General features: G+C 50.1%; 17 protein-coding genes and 1 riboswitch. Of the genes, 13 read left to right on the top strand and 4 right to left on the bottom strand.

The window, feature by feature from the left end; all coding sequences use genetic code 11:
• Positions 1-159 precede the first annotated feature (159 nt).
• From AC5JO6_RS11330 to AC5JO6_RS11310, 5 genes are all read left to right on the top strand, one after another.
• Positions 160-645 (top strand): globin family protein, encoded by a 486-nt coding sequence (locus AC5JO6_RS11330; protein ID WP_496081170.1) that lies wholly within the window; start codon positions 160-162, stop codon positions 643-645.
• A gap of 114 nt (positions 646-759) precedes the next feature.
• Entirely contained in the window at positions 760-1,416 is a 657-nt protein-coding gene (locus AC5JO6_RS11325; RefSeq protein WP_496081169.1) for a V4R domain-containing protein, read from the top strand.
• Between the two features lie 222 nt (positions 1,417-1,638).
• Entirely contained in the window at positions 1,639-3,642 is a 2,004-nt protein-coding gene (locus AC5JO6_RS11320; RefSeq protein ID WP_496081168.1) for a serine/threonine-protein kinase, read from the top strand.
• A 90-nt stretch (positions 3,643-3,732) separates the two neighbouring features.
• Positions 3,733-4,446 carry an NnrU family protein gene (locus AC5JO6_RS11315; RefSeq protein WP_496081167.1) on the top strand — a complete coding sequence of 238 codons (714 nt, stop codon included), beginning with the start codon at positions 3,733-3,735 and terminating at the stop codon, positions 4,444-4,446.
• A 56-nt stretch (positions 4,447-4,502) separates the two neighbouring features.
• The gene (locus tag AC5JO6_RS11310; protein WP_496081166.1) at positions 4,503-4,868 is read left to right on the top strand and encodes a thioredoxin family protein; all 366 of its coding nucleotides are present in this window, start codon (positions 4,503-4,505) and stop codon (positions 4,866-4,868) included.
• A gap of 125 nt (positions 4,869-4,993) precedes the next feature.
• Here the strand turns inward: AC5JO6_RS11310 and AC5JO6_RS11305 are convergent, their stop codons facing one another.
• Entirely contained in the window at positions 4,994-5,140 is a 147-nt protein-coding gene (locus tag AC5JO6_RS11305; RefSeq protein WP_496081165.1) for a hypothetical protein, read from the bottom strand.
• A gap of 80 nt (positions 5,141-5,220) precedes the next feature.
• Between AC5JO6_RS11305 and AC5JO6_RS11300 the strand changes: the two genes are divergently transcribed.
• Positions 5,221-7,299: an NAD(P)H-quinone oxidoreductase subunit 5 gene (locus AC5JO6_RS11300; RefSeq protein WP_496081164.1), complete on the top strand. Its 2,079-nt coding sequence runs from the start codon at positions 5,221-5,223 to the stop codon at positions 7,297-7,299.
• Between the two features lie 234 nt (positions 7,300-7,533).
• Complete coding sequence (gene ndhD1 / locus AC5JO6_RS11295) at positions 7,534-9,138, top strand: photosynthetic/respiratory NAD(P)H-quinone oxidoreductase subunit D1 (RefSeq protein ID WP_496081163.1); 1,605 nt, start codon at positions 7,534-7,536, stop codon at positions 9,136-9,138.
• Between the two features lie 131 nt (positions 9,139-9,269).
• Here the strand turns inward: ndhD1 and AC5JO6_RS11290 are convergent, their stop codons facing one another.
• Positions 9,270-9,656 carry an alr0857 family protein gene (locus AC5JO6_RS11290; protein WP_496081162.1) on the bottom strand — a complete coding sequence of 129 codons (387 nt, stop codon included), beginning with the start codon at positions 9,654-9,656 and terminating at the stop codon, positions 9,270-9,272.
• A gap of 162 nt (positions 9,657-9,818) precedes the next feature.
• Between AC5JO6_RS11290 and AC5JO6_RS11285 the strand changes: the two genes are divergently transcribed.
• Together AC5JO6_RS11285 and AC5JO6_RS11280 are read left to right on the top strand one after the other, a co-directional pair.
• The gene (locus AC5JO6_RS11285; protein ID WP_496081161.1) at positions 9,819-10,016 is read left to right on the top strand and encodes a hypothetical protein; all 198 of its coding nucleotides are present in this window, start codon (positions 9,819-9,821) and stop codon (positions 10,014-10,016) included.
• A gap of 312 nt (positions 10,017-10,328) precedes the next feature.
• Entirely contained in the window at positions 10,329-10,547 is a 219-nt protein-coding gene (locus AC5JO6_RS11280; protein ID WP_496081160.1) for a YqaE/Pmp3 family membrane protein, read from the top strand.
• 397 nt (positions 10,548-10,944) lie between these two features.
• Here AC5JO6_RS11280 and AC5JO6_RS11275 read toward each other — a convergent pair whose 3' ends face one another.
• Positions 10,945-11,412 (bottom strand): hypothetical protein, encoded by a 468-nt coding sequence (locus AC5JO6_RS11275; RefSeq protein ID WP_496081159.1) that lies wholly within the window; start codon positions 11,410-11,412, stop codon positions 10,945-10,947.
• A 271-nt stretch (positions 11,413-11,683) separates the two neighbouring features.
• Here AC5JO6_RS11275 and AC5JO6_RS11270 point away from each other — a divergent pair, with 271 nt between their 5' ends.
• Entirely contained in the window at positions 11,684-12,313 is a 630-nt protein-coding gene (locus AC5JO6_RS11270; RefSeq protein WP_496081158.1) for an esterase/lipase family protein, read from the top strand.
• A 204-nt stretch (positions 12,314-12,517) separates the two neighbouring features.
• On the opposite strand, the gene AC5JO6_RS11265 is transcribed toward AC5JO6_RS11270, so the two are convergent.
• Positions 12,518-12,991, bottom strand: coding sequence for a DUF4278 domain-containing protein (locus AC5JO6_RS11265; RefSeq protein WP_496081157.1), 474 nt, complete (start codon positions 12,989-12,991; stop codon positions 12,518-12,520).
• 27 nt (positions 12,992-13,018) lie between these two features.
• Positions 13,019-13,125: riboswitch (Glutamine riboswitch) on the bottom strand.
• A 204-nt stretch (positions 13,126-13,329) separates the two neighbouring features.
• Here AC5JO6_RS11265 and AC5JO6_RS11260 point away from each other — a divergent pair.
• From AC5JO6_RS11260 to AC5JO6_RS11250, 3 genes are all read left to right on the top strand, one after another.
• Positions 13,330-14,328: an alpha/beta hydrolase gene (locus AC5JO6_RS11260; RefSeq protein WP_496081156.1), complete on the top strand. Its 999-nt coding sequence runs from the start codon at positions 13,330-13,332 to the stop codon at positions 14,326-14,328.
• Between the two features lie 137 nt (positions 14,329-14,465).
• Positions 14,466-14,624 carry a hypothetical protein gene (locus tag AC5JO6_RS11255; RefSeq protein ID WP_496081155.1) on the top strand — a complete coding sequence of 53 codons (159 nt, stop codon included), beginning with the start codon at positions 14,466-14,468 and terminating at the stop codon, positions 14,622-14,624.
• Positions 14,625-14,633: 9 nt separating this feature from the next.
• On the top strand, positions 14,634-14,829 hold a 196-nt coding region (locus AC5JO6_RS11250), incomplete at its 3' end, for a hypothetical protein (protein ID WP_496081154.1).

The raw sequence follows: 14,829 nt of genomic DNA, 5'->3' as shown, positions 1-14,829 counted from the left end.
AGAAGGCAGAAGCCGGAAGGCAGGAGGCAGAAGGCAGAACTTGATACCGCTGCCCTCCTCTCCCTGACTCCTCCTCTCCCTGACTCCCCCTCTCCCTGACTCCTCCTCTCCCTGACTCCCCCTCTCCCTCACCTCCTCATCCCCTCACCCCTCCTCACCATGCACCCGCAAATCGAAACGATCTTTGATGAAGCCGAACATCGTTATCTCAAGTCCGAAGAGCTAGGCGTGATCAATCAATACGTCAGCTCACTGCCTGAACGTATCGATACCTATCGGACGCTGCGCGATCGTGAACTCGCAATCATGCAGCAGGTAGCAGACCAATTAGAAACAGTGCTGCCTCAGGAAACGGTCGAAAATTTAGAACGCAGCCTTAAAAATGCTCTCTTGCTACTGCGTTACTCCGCTATGGGTATGTTGCTAAACGATGAAGCCTTTGTGCAGGAACGACTGCTAAGTTGGCTGACAACGACGCTCAGTATTTACAATACGCGCGCGATCGATACAGCGCTTTTTCGCCTGCTCAACCAACGTTTGACACAAGCGCTTACGGCTCAGCAGATCAATTTGGTCGGTCCCTACATTGCAAAAGTGCAAACCGCAATCCTGCAAACTCCCACGCTTGCAACCGCTGGTCACTGATTGTCAAGCTCTCGCCCCAAGACTAGAAACCGAGATCTTAAATCAGAGTTTACGGTCTAAAATTCACAGCCGCTGCAACTCTTTCCAGTCAATTTCAACCCCTGGTATTGCTCTATGATTTCTGTCGCCGATTTATTAACAAACAACCGTGTTCCTGGTAACTACTTTGCAGTCGATGCCTATGTGAAGGGTGACTTGGAAATGGGCTTATTGGAGAATCGTCGGGGCGATCGCTTGCTTGCACTCCCCGAAACTCTGATTCAGGCAATTTATGCGGGTCTTCACAAAGAAACGGGACAGGCTTCGCGTCTGGTGTTGTTTAATTGCGGTCGCTGGTGGGGTAAAAACTTTTACACGCGCTTTCGTGAAGAATTGACTGACTACTACGGTACAGCGCTGGCAGATATGTCGGTGCTGGAATTTCTTAACAGCTTACAGTCTTGCTGGGTTGCTTACGGTTGGGGCAAGATCGAGTTAGATCAGTCACATCAGCAGCATGGCTTTCTCATCATAAAAACGTCGAACTCTCCCTTTGCCAGTCAGGCTCCACAAGGTGATGCGCCTGTCTGTTTTCTAGAAGCTGGCGTTTTGAGTGCGTTTTTTAGCCAGTTAACGGGGCGCGAATTGCACTGCATCCAAACGACTTGCGAATCATTAGGTGCAGATCATAACTGCTTTTTGTTGGGCTTAGCCAATCGCCTACAGCCTGCTGAAAGCATGGTTGAAAGCCATCTAGATCACGAGTCTATTATGCAAAAACTTTGCGCCTAGAAGTGAAGCTTTTGGTTATCAGTTGTTAGCTTCTAAAATGGTGGTTTAACAGCGAGAGCAGCTAGCAACGACTGTCGCTAAATGTACTGATCTGATCAAAACTATTGTGCTTAGAGAAAATAAGATAGGCTTTGTATCTGTATGTTTAGAACGATCGCAAATGATTATGAGCGATCGACAACTAGCAACTAAAGACTAACAGCTAATTACTATTTTCGTGATGTGTCTTACCTCCTTTTAAAAGAGTTAAAGCGTTCAAAATATCGACTGTTAGGACTCGTTGGTCAGGGACAATTTGGACGAGTTTACTGTGCTAGTCATCGCAAAACGGGTCGTCTTGTTGCACTCAAAGAACTTGATAAGCATCGGTTCCCCACTCATAAGTTCTTGCGTGAACTACGCTTTCTGCTGAGTTTGCAACATGCCAATATTGTGACCTGTCACGCGTTGGAGCACACGCCAACTGGACGCTATCTCGTGATGGATTACTGCGAAGGCGGCACCTTACGCGGTCTGATGGAAGACGATATACGGTTGCATCCGCTTCAGTGCCTAAAACTGGTCATTGATGTGCTGTTGGGGCTAGACCATGCTCACAGTCGCGGCATTGTTCATTGCGACATCAAACCAGAAAACATTCTGCTGGCATTGCAGGCAGATGGTTGGACGGCTCGCGTGTCTGACTTTGGTATTGCCCGAGTACACCAAGAAAGTACAGACAACCGTGACGGTAACACGGGTTCGCCCGCCTATATGTCCCCAGAACGGTTTTATGGTCAGTATTCTGTTACATCGGATCTTTACGCTGTAGGGATTATGTTGTTTGAATTGCTGGTAGGTTTCCGACCGTTCTCTGGTGTGCCTGCCGCCATGATGTCAGCGCACCTCAATCAGGCTGTCAAAATTCCGGCAACCATTCCGGCTGCACTGCAAGCGGTGATGCACACGGCGTTGCAAAAACTGCCAGCGCGACGGTTTCAATCGGCGACACAAATGGTTGCGGCAGTGCGATCGGCGGTAAAAGCGTCGCGGTCTGAACTTGAGCAGGCATGGACAGATTCAAGACTGCTGCGATCGTCTCTTGTCTTACCAGCCAGTTTGTGCCGCTACGTAAAACAGGAAGCGCTAGCGGCTGAAGTGCAACAGTTGGTTACAGCACCAGTACCACCTCGAACGCATGTGTTGACTGCGGCAGGCGCAGCGGCTCTAGTTGAATCGACAGTAAGAGGTGAAGAGGAGCAGGTCTATCAGCTTTGCAGGCGTTACATTGGTTGCCAAACCTATCCGGGAGGGTTGCTGGCTACTGGGGCAGCGCCGTTTGAAGGTGAGGAGCGATCGACCGCAGTGTCAGTACAGTTACCCAAAACGGTCAAAGAGTTACTGGTACGACCGCAGGGTTGCTTTGCCATCACGCAGCGATCGATTTACCGCATCCCGATCGAGCTTTTCCAGCAGGGTCTGGTTCCGCAGGCTCAAACGGTTCCACAGCAGCCCAACCACACTGCACCACCCCAGCAGTCAGTGCCTGAGCTGGTGGCTGAATTTAATCAAGACTTTCACGCCACCATTGAAACAAAAGGGCGTTGGATGGCAGTGGCAGTGATAGAGGCGGACAAAGTCACCAGCGTTTTGAGCTTCTGGAATTTGTCGCGGATGCAGTCGATTAAACCTGGGAGTCGTAACGGTAATGCCGCCAATGCACCCAGTCTGACGGCTCATCTGTTTCACTTGGCAATGGCAGACTCACGCTATATCGTTGCTTTTTCTCACATCGTGGATAAAGGAACCCATTCTCACATTACGGGTGTGCTGCTAGAAATTTTTACCCGTCGAGGGAACCCTATTAGCGCCTTTAGCTTACCTGTACCCTTGCGTCAGGTGGTAGAAACCACAACCCCGTATCGCGTGGTGGCACTAGAACCAGGGCATACTAACTCAGTCTTACTGATTGATTTGAAGCCCCTCAAACTGCTGCGCATTGGGGTAGATATGGTGCCGATCTTGATCGCATCAGCCTCTTGGGGCTACGTTTTGATGGCGGCAGATGGACAGATCGTTCTGTTAGACCGACATGGTCAGCCTGCCGGACGCTTGGCAGGACCAGCCAGTCCTACGGCGATCGCTGTCCTTGAACCCTATGGTCTGCTCATCGCTACCTGGAAAAACGGTGAGGGCAGCCTTTATACGATCGATTTACGCCAGCTAGAGGTCGGTCTTTTGTTTTGAGTGGGACGATAGGAAGAAAGTGGAGTAGGGCAATGCAAAGCGGATGAGATGCTAGATTAGCGTTTGATCCCTGTTTCCTCACTGCCGCTTATGTCTTTCGACTGGTTGACACCGAGCCACTGGATTATGTCGGCGTTGCTGTTAAGTTTTGCGATCGCTCACAGTGGTCTAGCAGCGCTGCGTCCGTGGGGCGAGAAGCAGATAGGTCCACGGCTGTATCGGGTTTTATTTGCCCTAGTGAGTTTAAGTCTCGCAGTGGTGCTAATTATTTACTTTTTCAATCACCGTTACGATGGCAAGCAACTTTGGCAGGTACAGAGAACGATGGGTGTGCAAACAACGGTTTGGGTCTTATCAGCGATCTCTTTTCTGTTTCTTTATCCAGCCACATTTAACCTCTTAGAAGTAGCGGCAATTCAAAAACCTGAAGTCCACCTCTACGAAAGTGGGATCATCCGCATTACGAGACATCCACAAATGGTGGGGCAAGTGATTTGGTGCGTGGCTCATACGCTATGGCTAGGAACATCATTTATGGTCGTAACCTCGATCGGGCTAATCTTGCACCATTTGTTTGGTGTGTGGCATGGCGATCGTCGCCTGTTGGCGCGCTACGGTGAAGCGTTTGAAGTTGTTAAGGCGCGCACGTCGGTGATTCCGTTTAGGGCGATCGTAGAGGGTCGTCAATCACTTCACTGGCAAGAATTTCTCCGTCCTGCCTATTTAGGGGTCGTCGGTTTTGTTCTACTTTTTTGGTGGGCACATCCAATTTTGATCCGTGCAACAAACAGCGTTGGCTGGTAGGATGATCCCAAGATAAAGATTAAGCATCTAATCATTTGAGGAATCACAAACCTGCAATGGGTGAACAGACCTTCGTAGAAGAAGTTTTGGAATCTCCTACGCCTGTCGTCGTGCATTTTGGGGCACCCTGGTGTGGTCCCTGCAAGATGATTGAGCCACTGCTAACGCGGTTTCAGGCGGAATGGGGTAAGCGCTTCAAGCTCATCGGGATCAACGCCGACGAGAATCTCAAGCTGTCAAGCCGCTACCGCATTACTACTTTGCCCACTATCCTTCTGTTTGAAGAGGGGAAGGTCGTGCATCGCCTAGAGGGGTTTCACCGTCGTGACGATCTCTGGGCAGAGTTGCAGAGAGTGCTTGTTAATCCGCACCCATTAAGCGTTCAACCTGAAACTATTCCATTCGATCGCAGCGAGACCTAGAGGCTTGAAAACCTTAGAGTGCGGCGGCTCTGAGAGATGCGGCTAGTTTTCGATGGGCATTCCTCATCGCGTATCAGAGCTTGTCTTCAAAAAAGCGACCCTCAGACCCGATCGTCACTATGGCGCTAAGAGAGTCCAACAGTCAGCCGAAAAGGCACTTCTACAAGGTTGGGCTGCAACTTTAACGAATCATACCCTTGCTGGTAGATGCGGTTTGCCGCTGTGTTGGGAATGCTAAACCGTAGAAATAACAGAATGTTGTGTTTGTACACGACAGTTTCCTGTTAAGCGTGTGTCACAATGTAAACGGTTTTCCCAACCAAGCGAAGCACTTTAACCATAGGCATGAGCAATGGAAGCGATTTATCAGTACGCCTGGCTGATTCCAGTCTTGCCACTGGCTGGCGCAATGATTGTCGGTTTGGGGCTAATTTCCTTCAATAAAGCAACGAACAAGCTGCGGCAGGTCAACTCGATTTTTATCGTCTCACTGATGGGGACGACGTTAGTTGTGTCTGCGGCGCTTTTGTGGAGCCAACTCAACGGACATCCTCCCTACACTCAAATGATTGAGTGGGCATCAGCGGGGGATTTTCGACTCAGCATGGGCTATACCATCGACCATCTCACCGCTCTCATGCTAGTGATTGTGACGACGGTGGCTTTTCTGGTCATGATCTACACTGATGGCTACATGGCGCATGACCCAAGTTATGTAAGGTTCTACGCCTATTTGAGCCTTTTCAGCGCGTCGATGCTGGGTCTGGTGCTGAGTCCAAACCTGGTACAGGTCTATATTTTTTGGGAGCTGGTAGGAATGTGTTCCTACTTGCTCATTGGCTTTTGGTTCGATCGCCAAGGCGCTGCCGATGCGTGTCAGAAGGCGTTCGTGACTAACCGAGTCGGTGACTTTGGCTTGCTGCTCGGTATTTTAGGGCTTTATTGGTCAACGCAGAGCTTTGATTTTGAGACGATCGGCGATCGGCTTCAAGACTTGGTGGCAACAGGTGCTATTAGCGGTGGACTCGCAGCCCTCTTTGCCATCCTGATTTTCCTGGGACCTGTAGCGAAGTCGGCTCAGTTTCCACTTCATGTCTGGTTACCCGATGCGATGGAAGGTCCGACTCCCATTTCAGCGCTGATCCATGCAGCGACGATGGTAGCGGCTGGGGTTTTCCTCATCGCTCGGATGTTTCCTGTGTTTGAAAACATCCCAGTTGTGATGGATGTAATTGCTTACACAGGCGCGTTGACGGCATTTTTAGGAGCCTCGATCGCCATTACGCAAAACGACATTAAAAAGGGCTTGGCATATTCCACGATGTCGCAGTTGGGCTACATGGTAATGGCAATGGGCGTTGGTTCCTACAGCGCTGGCATGTTTCACCTGATGACGCACGCTTATTTCAAAGCAATGCTGTTCCTGGGATCAGGTTCGGTCATTCACGGGATGGAGCACGTCGTTGGGCACAACCCAGCATACGCTCAGGATATGCGGCTGATGGGCGGTTTGCGAAAGTACATGCCGTTTACGGGCATTACCTTTCTCATTGGCACACTCGCTATTTCGGGGATTCCACCGTTTGCAGGCTTCTGGTCGAAGGACGAAATTCTTGGTAATGCCTTTGCAGCGAACCCGGTGCTGTGGGGTGTCGGCTATTTGACGGCGGGAATTACGGCATTTTATATGTTCCGCATGTATATCTCTACGTTTGAGGGTGGGTTTCGCGGCAACGATACTACGGTGCGCCAAGCCATCAAAGTAGAGCAACTGCAAGCGCAAGGGCTGTCGATCGGTCCCGGTGCCATGAACCCTCAAGAACTGACCCTTACTGCTCATGAGCATGCTCAAGACAAGCATGATGACCATGAACATCACAGCGAATTTCCGCACGAGTCGCCCTTTACAATGACGCTGCCTCTAATGCTTCTGGCAGTGCCATCGATTCTGATCGGTCTGGTCGGTACACCATTTGCGAACTACTTTGAAGCCTTTATTCATGCTCCAGGCGAAGCGGTCGAACTGGCAGCAGAAGGGGGCGAAAACCTCAATGAGTTTTTCGTTATGGCAGGTAGCTCGGTGGGCATTTCGCTGCTAGGTATTTCGCTAGCGATTTTGATGTACGCACGGAAGACGATCGACCCAGCCGCGATCGCTGCTAAAATTCCTGCCCTTTACCAGCTATCCAAAAACAAATGGTATATCGACGATATCTACTACAGCGTTTTTGTGCTGAATAGCCGTCGCTTGGCGAGGCAGATTTTAGAGGTTGATTCTAAAGTGGTGGACGGCGTTGTTAACCTGGCAGGTTTAGTCACTCTTTTCACAGGTGAAGTACTGAAGTACCTTGAGAATGGACGTGCTCAGTTCTACGCGCTCATTGTCTTTGCTGCTGTTCTAGGTTTGGTGATCTTTTCTGGCATAGCTTAAGAAGTTGTTAGTTGTTCGGTGTTAGTTGTTAGAGGCAGATACAATCCTCTAGAAGCTGACAGCTTAAAGCTAATGACAACTGCTTTAGACTTTAGACGGCTGGCTTTGAACAGTACACGCCCGATCGCTTGAATCACTCTCCGTGAGTACTGGCAATCTAGTGTTTAGGTTCTTTCCCACGCATCTTTAGAAACTTCTAATCACCAAAGACTAACAACTAACAACTGGTTACTGATGCTTACCGCTAATTTTCCCTGGCTAACGACTAGCATCCTGTTTCCGATCGCAGCCGCGCTGTTGATTCCCTTGATCCCTGACAAGGATGGCAAGACCATTCGCTGGTACGCTCTGGTGATTGGGCTGATCGACTTTGCGCTTCTGGTATATGCCTTCTACAGCTACTACGACTTTTCTAGCTCAGACATACAGCTCTTTGAGAGCTACTCCTGGGTACCTCAGCTTGACCTGAACTGGTCGGTTGGCGCTGATGGTCTATCGATGCCGCTGATCCTACTAACGGGCTTCATCACCACCCTGGCAACCCTGGCTGCCTGGCCCGTAACGTTGAAGCCGCGCTTGTTCTACTTTTTACTCCTGACAATGTATGGCGGACAGATCGCTGTTTTTGCTGTGCAGGACATGCTGCTGTTCTTCCTGGCATGGGAGTTAGAACTGATCCCCATTTATTTGTTGCTATCGATTTGGGGCGGTAAAAAGCGTCAGTATGCCGCAACGAAGTTCATCCTCTATACGGCTGGGGGATCGCTGTTTATTCTGCTGTCTGCTCTAGCGATGGCGTTTTACGGTGATACCGTCACGTTTGACATGCGATCGCTCATGCAAAAGGACTTTCCTCTGACCTTGCAGCTTTGGCTTTATGCGGGCTTTCTGATTGCCTATGCCGTCAAGCTACCGATCATCCCGCTGCACACCTGGTTGCCCGATGCTCACGGAGAAGCGACCGCTCCTGTACACATGCTCCTGGCAGGCATTCTACTCAAAATGGGCGGCTATGCCTTGATTCGGATGAATGCGGAGATGCTACCAGCGGCTCATGCCACAGTTGCACCAGCACTCGTGATTTTAGGCGTGGTCAATATTATCTATGCGGCACTAACCTCCTTTGCCCAGCGCAATCTGAAGCGCAAGATTGCCTATTCCTCCATTTCACATATGGGGTTTGTCCTGCTAGGGATTGCCTCTTTCACCGATTTGGGCTTGAGTGGTGCTGTACTGCAAATGGTGTCTCATGGCTTAATTGGTGCAAGTTTGTTCTTCCTGGTGGGGGCAACCTACGATCGCACCCATACGCTGATGCTGGACGAAATGGGCGGTGTCGGTCAGAAGATGCCCAAGATTTTTTCCATGTTCACCGCTTGCTCCCTCGCATCGCTGGCTTTACCGGGAATGAGTGGTTTTGTGGCAGAGCTGATGGTGTTTGTGGGCTTCGCCACCAGTGATGCCTATGCGCCACCGTTTAAGGTTCTCGTTGTTTTGCTAGCAGCGGTGGGCGTGATCCTCACACCCATTTATCTGCTGTCGATGCTGCGGGAGATCTTCTACGGTCCTGAGAATAAAACGCTTACTTCTCATGAGGTTTTGGCTGATGCCGAACCGCGCGAGGTGTTTATCATCTCGGCACTGTTGGTACCCATCATCGGTATTGGGCTATACCCTAAGCTATTGACCCAAATCTATGATGCGAAAACTCAGCAACTAACTGCTCGTCTCCGAGAACAGGTTCCCTCATTGGCACAAAAAGCATCAACAGAAACAGCACTGCTCCCATCGCTTCATCTGGAACTGCTCAAAGCACCTAACCTCGATCGAGCCTATTAAAACTCAATCAAACCGAAGCAAGAACCGGGTTTCTTTACAAGAAGATGCTGTTTGAGTATCAAGCTTGTATCTAGAAGCCCGGTTTTGCGTTAGCTACGGATCAATCGGTGTTTGGAAGAACGATGCACCATTTACAAGAATGATGACACTTGCAACTGCGTCATCTGCCACAGCTTGTAGACAAAGAACTCAGCACGATCGGAGAACGCGGTGATGAACATGCCTTCGTGAGCAGCTGCATCTTCCGCAATCCAACTCCCTTGCAGACTCACTTCTATAAACGCGGTATCAACGGGTGTCACGGTAATGCTTTGGCTGCGATCGAGCTTCAACGCCAGTTCTAGATGGGTCAGACCAGGCGCATCGGCAGGCAGCAAAAAGGCAGCGTTACCGGGTTCGACATAGAGTTTTTGTCCAGCACGCAATGCCAACAGCACTCGCTGTGCGATCAGCACATCCAGGGAAGCGGTCATCCGCTCCAGATGTAACCCGTCCTCGATATAGGTCAGCTTTAACATCCTGTTTGCCTCCTAAAAAAACAACCCCCGCCTCTGATATTCAGGAGCGGGGGTCAACAGCGTCAGTAGTGACTGGTTGCCTATGTGGGTGCATGATCGTGCCTGCACCACCCGCTTTGTATGAATCGATCCAAAAGCAGCTCCCAAAAAAGCCCTTTTGCAATGGTGTTCGTTCTGCCTGTAATGGTTGAAAGATTGCCTAGCGATCGCGCCGACTCGCCCCTGAACTTAGGCAGCACCACGATCGCTGCCAAACCACTGCTGGGTCGGTGCTGTATCGCGCTCTGTAAGTTCACTACGGGTGTGCTGATCATGGAATGGCTCTGGAAAAAACTCACTTTGTATATACTACACGTGTAGTATGTCAATGTCTACTCTTTCAGACGAAATTGGCTCAAGACAAAATCGTCCGAAAGCTGGATACACGTTGAGGCTTTGCCATTACGGAAACGGTAGAAAGAGGTTTGAAGGGGTCAGCGACCAGCTAACAGCTTTTCTCTGATCGCTGACCGCTAACCACTGACCGTTAAACCATCTGCCCACGTCTCACAAATGATTCAGAACTGCCACCAGCATGACTGCTTTTTAGCTCTTGAGAGGGAGGCTGATTGCAACCCATACTACGACAATGCATACATTAAGGCTGTTTAAAGAGCAGGACTACAAAGAGCTATGAAACTACTACGCATCCTTGCCGCAATTCTTCTCCCACCTCTGGGCGTGTTTATGACGTTGGGACTTGGTCCCGCTTTTCTCATCAATGTGGGTTTGACAGTACTGGGCTATGTTCCCGGCATCATCCACTCGCTCTGGGTTGTGCTGAAATCGTATGAACATGAATCGATCGATCGCAGAGCATACGAGAACGCTGTTGACCAAAGCAGACCATAACTCAACGCTTCTGAGAAAACAGCTTGTTCCAAAAGCAAGACTTTAACGGCATTTCACCTGTTATTAACCCGGCAGTACAGGATCTGACACAACTCGTAGGGTGCTGTTGGTGGTAGCGTAACGCACTAAAGCCTCACTCAGGGTGCGTTACGGCGTTGCCTTGAGCGAAGCCATGCCGCAGGCTTTACACACCCTGCACAATCAGGTCTTAATTCTAACAACGCAAGAACATGCATCGCCGGGTCGATGACAGGTGTCTCAGACAGGTGAGCAACGCTTTCAACTCAACGTCGATCGAATTACGAATAAACAAAAGCGCTAGAGGTAAAGTCCTCAGCGCTTTTGTTCGTTTATGGCAGAATCAGTTGCCGCAGTCGATGGACTTAAATAGAAACGCTCAAGATGAGGTTTTCACCTGACGTGCCATGTCCAAAAAGGATGACATATTAGCACCGGGGCGACGACGACCATTTGAGTTGCCCGTTGGAGCCAGATATTTCGGTGCAAACGTTGTGACCGTCGGCTGAGGCAGATTGAGGGCTGCGTTTGCACTTACTGGCTTTGGTGTCGCCTTTGGTTCTTTCACAGCGGCAGGCTTGGCGGTTGCCCCGTTGTTAGACTCTGACTTAGCAGATGTCTGCGCTGGTTTAGCGGGAGACGCTGTGTCAGCCTTACCAGGGGCGGCTACACTGCCAACACCCTTAGCTTCATCAAGCTCCAGAAAATACCCAGAATTGCGAGCTTTGCGAGGCGTGGGCGCACTACCCTCGATCGCATCCGGCTTTTTCTTAGAACTAAAGAGACCGCCGATCGCGGAAAAAAGACCAGACAATAAATTTTTGAGGAAATTGACGAAACTGCTCATTGCAACTGCTCCTGAACTACGTACCGATGTCTTTGCGCAGATATGTTCGCGCAACGGTTGGTAAAATTTTGACTCATAAAGCCGCACTACCCGCTTCAAATTATCGCGGTTTTATGAGTACAGAAGGGCTAATATTGCGATTTATTAATTAATTTTTGATGGTTACAATTTATCCACTGTCTAGCTCTAGACCATTTACCTGGCTGTCCTATCGCGATCGCGGCTACCCACTGCTGGAGGCTAGACTCAAGACATACTGATGCACCGCACGATGAATTCTCCGACTCCAAACCATCCCGTCCTTCTCCTTCACGGCATCTGGGATACAGGCACAATTTTTTGCCCGATGACTCGCTACCTCAACAGTTTGGGCTGGGAGACGCATGATCTCAACCTTACGCCTAACAATGGCGATGGCTGCCTCAAGCAGTTGGCGCAGCAGGTTGCAGAGTATGCCGATCGTGCCTTTGCACCCGGCACACCGTTTGATTTGCTTGGTTTCAGCATGGGCGGCATTGTGGGGCGGTATTATCTTCAGCGACTGAGTGGACTCGATCGGGTGCAGCGCTTTGTTAGCCTCTCATCGCCTCATAACGGCACCTGGGTCGCCTATGGTTCTCTACGTCTAGGCTGTATGCAGATGCGTCCCAACCACCCGTTTTTACAGGACTTAAATCAGGACATTGCGACGCTCGATCGCGTTAACTTCACCTCCATTTGGACACCGCTCGACGCAATGATTGTGCCCGCCAGTAGTTCGCAAGTGCCCGTTGGTCGAAACGTTAAAGTATGGGTGCCGTTACATCGCGATATGGTTTCTAACCCTAATAGTCTTAAAGCGATCGCCACTGCACTGGCGGAACCTGTGAAAGTCGGCGCTAGAAATCGTGCAAGCAAATAGCGATGAATGTAACGTATTGCTTTTGATTGGACTGCTTTATTTTAAGTTGTAGCAGTCGTTTGAAAGTAACTTATTGGATTTCAAAAAGGAAAGAGAGTCGGGATGTCATAAGCGGAGACGCGTCACCCTTGGGTGATGGAGTCAAAGCCATGCTACCGAGAGCGCTGTCTTACTCAGAGCAGCATGACTACGATCGCACACGATCTAAAACGCTGGATTGAACGTTTCTTGAGTGCGTTCCCAGTGACTGATAGTCGCTGAAGACACGCCAACTTCAGCAGCCGATCGTACTAGCATTACCTGCTGACGCTTCTTCATGGCACGATGATGATTCATCGTTAGCGTACGCGCTTGCTCTTGAATCGAGACAGGAGCCTTAGCAAGGACTGTAGCTACTGGTTCAGACACTGCCAAGTCTGGTTGAACAGGCGTAGCTTGCACGGTTGGTTGTCCGACATACGACTGCCCACGATAGGTCAGTACGGTGCCAGCAGTTAGAGCTGCCTGAGCAGAAGTAGCTTGAGTGGATGGTGTGATCGCATAAACGGCACCACGATATGTAAGAATCGCGCCTAATGCTCTCGCTTTGGAAACCTCAGCTAAACGATGCTTTGCTCCAAGCGCTTGCAGAGAAGAAGGATTAAAGTCGTAACTAATGCCACGATAAGAGAGTTTCATATTCGCCTCCTGGATGATGTGTTGCGAGGCGCGTTCCTTCGGGATGACTCCCTACTTCCGTCCGGTTTCTGTTTCTGGAAGACTCTTCTCGAATCGTGAGGTTTAATTCCAGTGCAGAACGCAAGATGAACGATTTACTTTTCTGTATCTAATCATACAGTTTTAGAATAAAATCGTCAATACTTGCAGATCTTTATCTTTACGTGCTTAATCGGCGGCAACAATCCCAATCTGCCTCAATGCACTTGGAAAAAAGGCTCGATTAACGCTAAAACGACTGTAGAGCAAACAGTAAAGCTGCTGGGCAAAACCAGACCGTTGCAAAAGAGTGTAGTGACATGGCAGCTTATAACGATGTAACCGAAGCGCTGATTAAAAAAACGAGGGCACGGGAAGAAGCGTTGGGGTTGCGCGACGACACTTGCCGTTCTCGGTTTCTACTACAGCCAAACCCAACGTCTAAAGTTGTTGTTTTCTTCCACGGATTTACAGCCGCGCCAGCACAGTTCGATACGATCGGCGAAGCGTTCTTCAAAGCGGGCTACAACGTCTTGATTCCTCTAATGCCAGGGCACGGACAGGCGGGTGATTGGAATGAGGACAACCCACCGCCGCTGCCAGAGAATCCACACATCTATCAGGAATTTGGGCAAAACTGGCTGCAAAATGCTCAGTCTCTCGGCGATCGCGTATTGCTGGGTGGTTTATCAGGTGGCAGTACCCTTGCTGCCTGGTTAGCGCTTGAGTACCCACAGCAGGTTGATCGTGGCTTGCTGTTTGCACCCTACCTTAGCGGCACCAATGCTCTAGTAGACTGGGTCGTCGAACGCATGAACGTCTATTTTGAGTGGAAAACGGAACCTGGTGCAGTGGGTTTTGGCTATGCTGGGTTTCATATGCCAGCGCTGCGGGTGTTCCTGGATCTGGGTCAAGACATCCTCGATCGCGCCAAAGTCCAACTTGCTGCACCACTGCTGATCGTATCGAGCGCTAGCGATCGCGCTGTTGATAGTGAAGAACACCAGAAATTGTTTCAGTCTGCACTTAAGTTTCAGCCCCAGTGCTGGTATCACTGTTTTGATCGCCAACTGGAGATTGGACACAATATGATGACGCAGGCAGAAGGTAACAAGCACGTCGATTTGCCCATTGCGATCGCGAAAACCTATGCCGAAAGCGACCTCACTTGGAACGAAATCACAGCTCTCAGCCAGCGCTTGCAGCCAGGAGAGTCACTGGAGGCGATCGCAGCGCAACTCAACTTAAGCCAGCCGCTCCCACCCGATTTGCCCTCACTCTTAACGACATTACGGCTCTTTGCTGGCGATGCAACCTAACCTACAGCCCTGTACTCTACCTGTGATAGTGATCACCATTAAGTGGTGATGCGAATTACGGCTTTTGAGTCTCTCTTATCACGGTTATAACTGGGCAAGGATGACATAACTAAGGTGCCCTACGTTCCGAAGTCGTCATGTCTGGTTCTCTACTAAACAAAAGCGCTGCTGTGCTACATGCGATCGCCATCACTACCGCGCTGGCAGTTATTTCTGGCTACTTGCCCATCCAACCCCTCTCACTGTCCCTCCTGCAATCGGCAGTTCAAGCTCAGTTGCAAAATAGTCAGCGGTGATGGTCAGTTGTGGCTGGCTGTCTAGAAAAGGAGGCAGAGGGCAGGAGGCAGAGGGCAGAAGGCAGAAGGCAGGAGGCAGAGAGCAGAGAGAGTAAAGGAGGCAGAGGAAGCCTGGGAGAACGGTGTTACAGGAACACAACTAACTTCAAACTCACTCCTCACTCCTCACTCCTCACTCCTCACTCCTCACTCCTCACTCCTCACT

The sequence above is a fragment of the Tildeniella sp. genome, from assembly GCF_059505325.1.
This window is presented reverse-complemented; position numbering and strand designations above follow the sequence as displayed.

Coding starts and splice junctions, on each gene's coding strand:
- AC5JO6_RS11330 (WP_496081170.1), top strand. CDS start 160: ATGCACCCGCAAATCGAAACGATCTTTGATGAAGCCGAACATCGTTAT.
- AC5JO6_RS11325 (WP_496081169.1), top strand. CDS start 760: ATGATTTCTGTCGCCGATTTATTAACAAACAACCGTGTTCCTGGTAAC.
- AC5JO6_RS11315 (WP_496081167.1), top strand. CDS start 3,733: ATGTCTTTCGACTGGTTGACACCGAGCCACTGGATTATGTCGGCGTTG.
- AC5JO6_RS11310 (WP_496081166.1), top strand. CDS start 4,503: ATGGGTGAACAGACCTTCGTAGAAGAAGTTTTGGAATCTCCTACGCCT.
- AC5JO6_RS11300 (WP_496081164.1), top strand. CDS start 5,221: ATGGAAGCGATTTATCAGTACGCCTGGCTGATTCCAGTCTTGCCACTG.
- ndhD1 (WP_496081163.1), top strand. CDS start 7,534: ATGCTTACCGCTAATTTTCCCTGGCTAACGACTAGCATCCTGTTTCCG.
- AC5JO6_RS11290 (WP_496081162.1), bottom strand. CDS start 9,656: ATGTTAAAGCTGACCTATATCGAGGACGGGTTACATCTGGAGCGGATG.
- AC5JO6_RS11285 (WP_496081161.1), top strand. CDS start 9,819: ATGGTGTTCGTTCTGCCTGTAATGGTTGAAAGATTGCCTAGCGATCGC.
- AC5JO6_RS11280 (WP_496081160.1), top strand. CDS start 10,329: ATGAAACTACTACGCATCCTTGCCGCAATTCTTCTCCCACCTCTGGGC.
- AC5JO6_RS11275 (WP_496081159.1), bottom strand. CDS start 11,412: ATGAGCAGTTTCGTCAATTTCCTCAAAAATTTATTGTCTGGTCTTTTT.
- AC5JO6_RS11270 (WP_496081158.1), top strand. CDS start 11,684: ATGAATTCTCCGACTCCAAACCATCCCGTCCTTCTCCTTCACGGCATC.
- AC5JO6_RS11265 (WP_496081157.1), bottom strand. CDS start 12,991: ATGAAACTCTCTTATCGTGGCATTAGTTACGACTTTAATCCTTCTTCT.
- AC5JO6_RS11260 (WP_496081156.1), top strand. CDS start 13,330: ATGGCAGCTTATAACGATGTAACCGAAGCGCTGATTAAAAAAACGAGG.
- AC5JO6_RS11255 (WP_496081155.1), top strand. CDS start 14,466: ATGTCTGGTTCTCTACTAAACAAAAGCGCTGCTGTGCTACATGCGATC.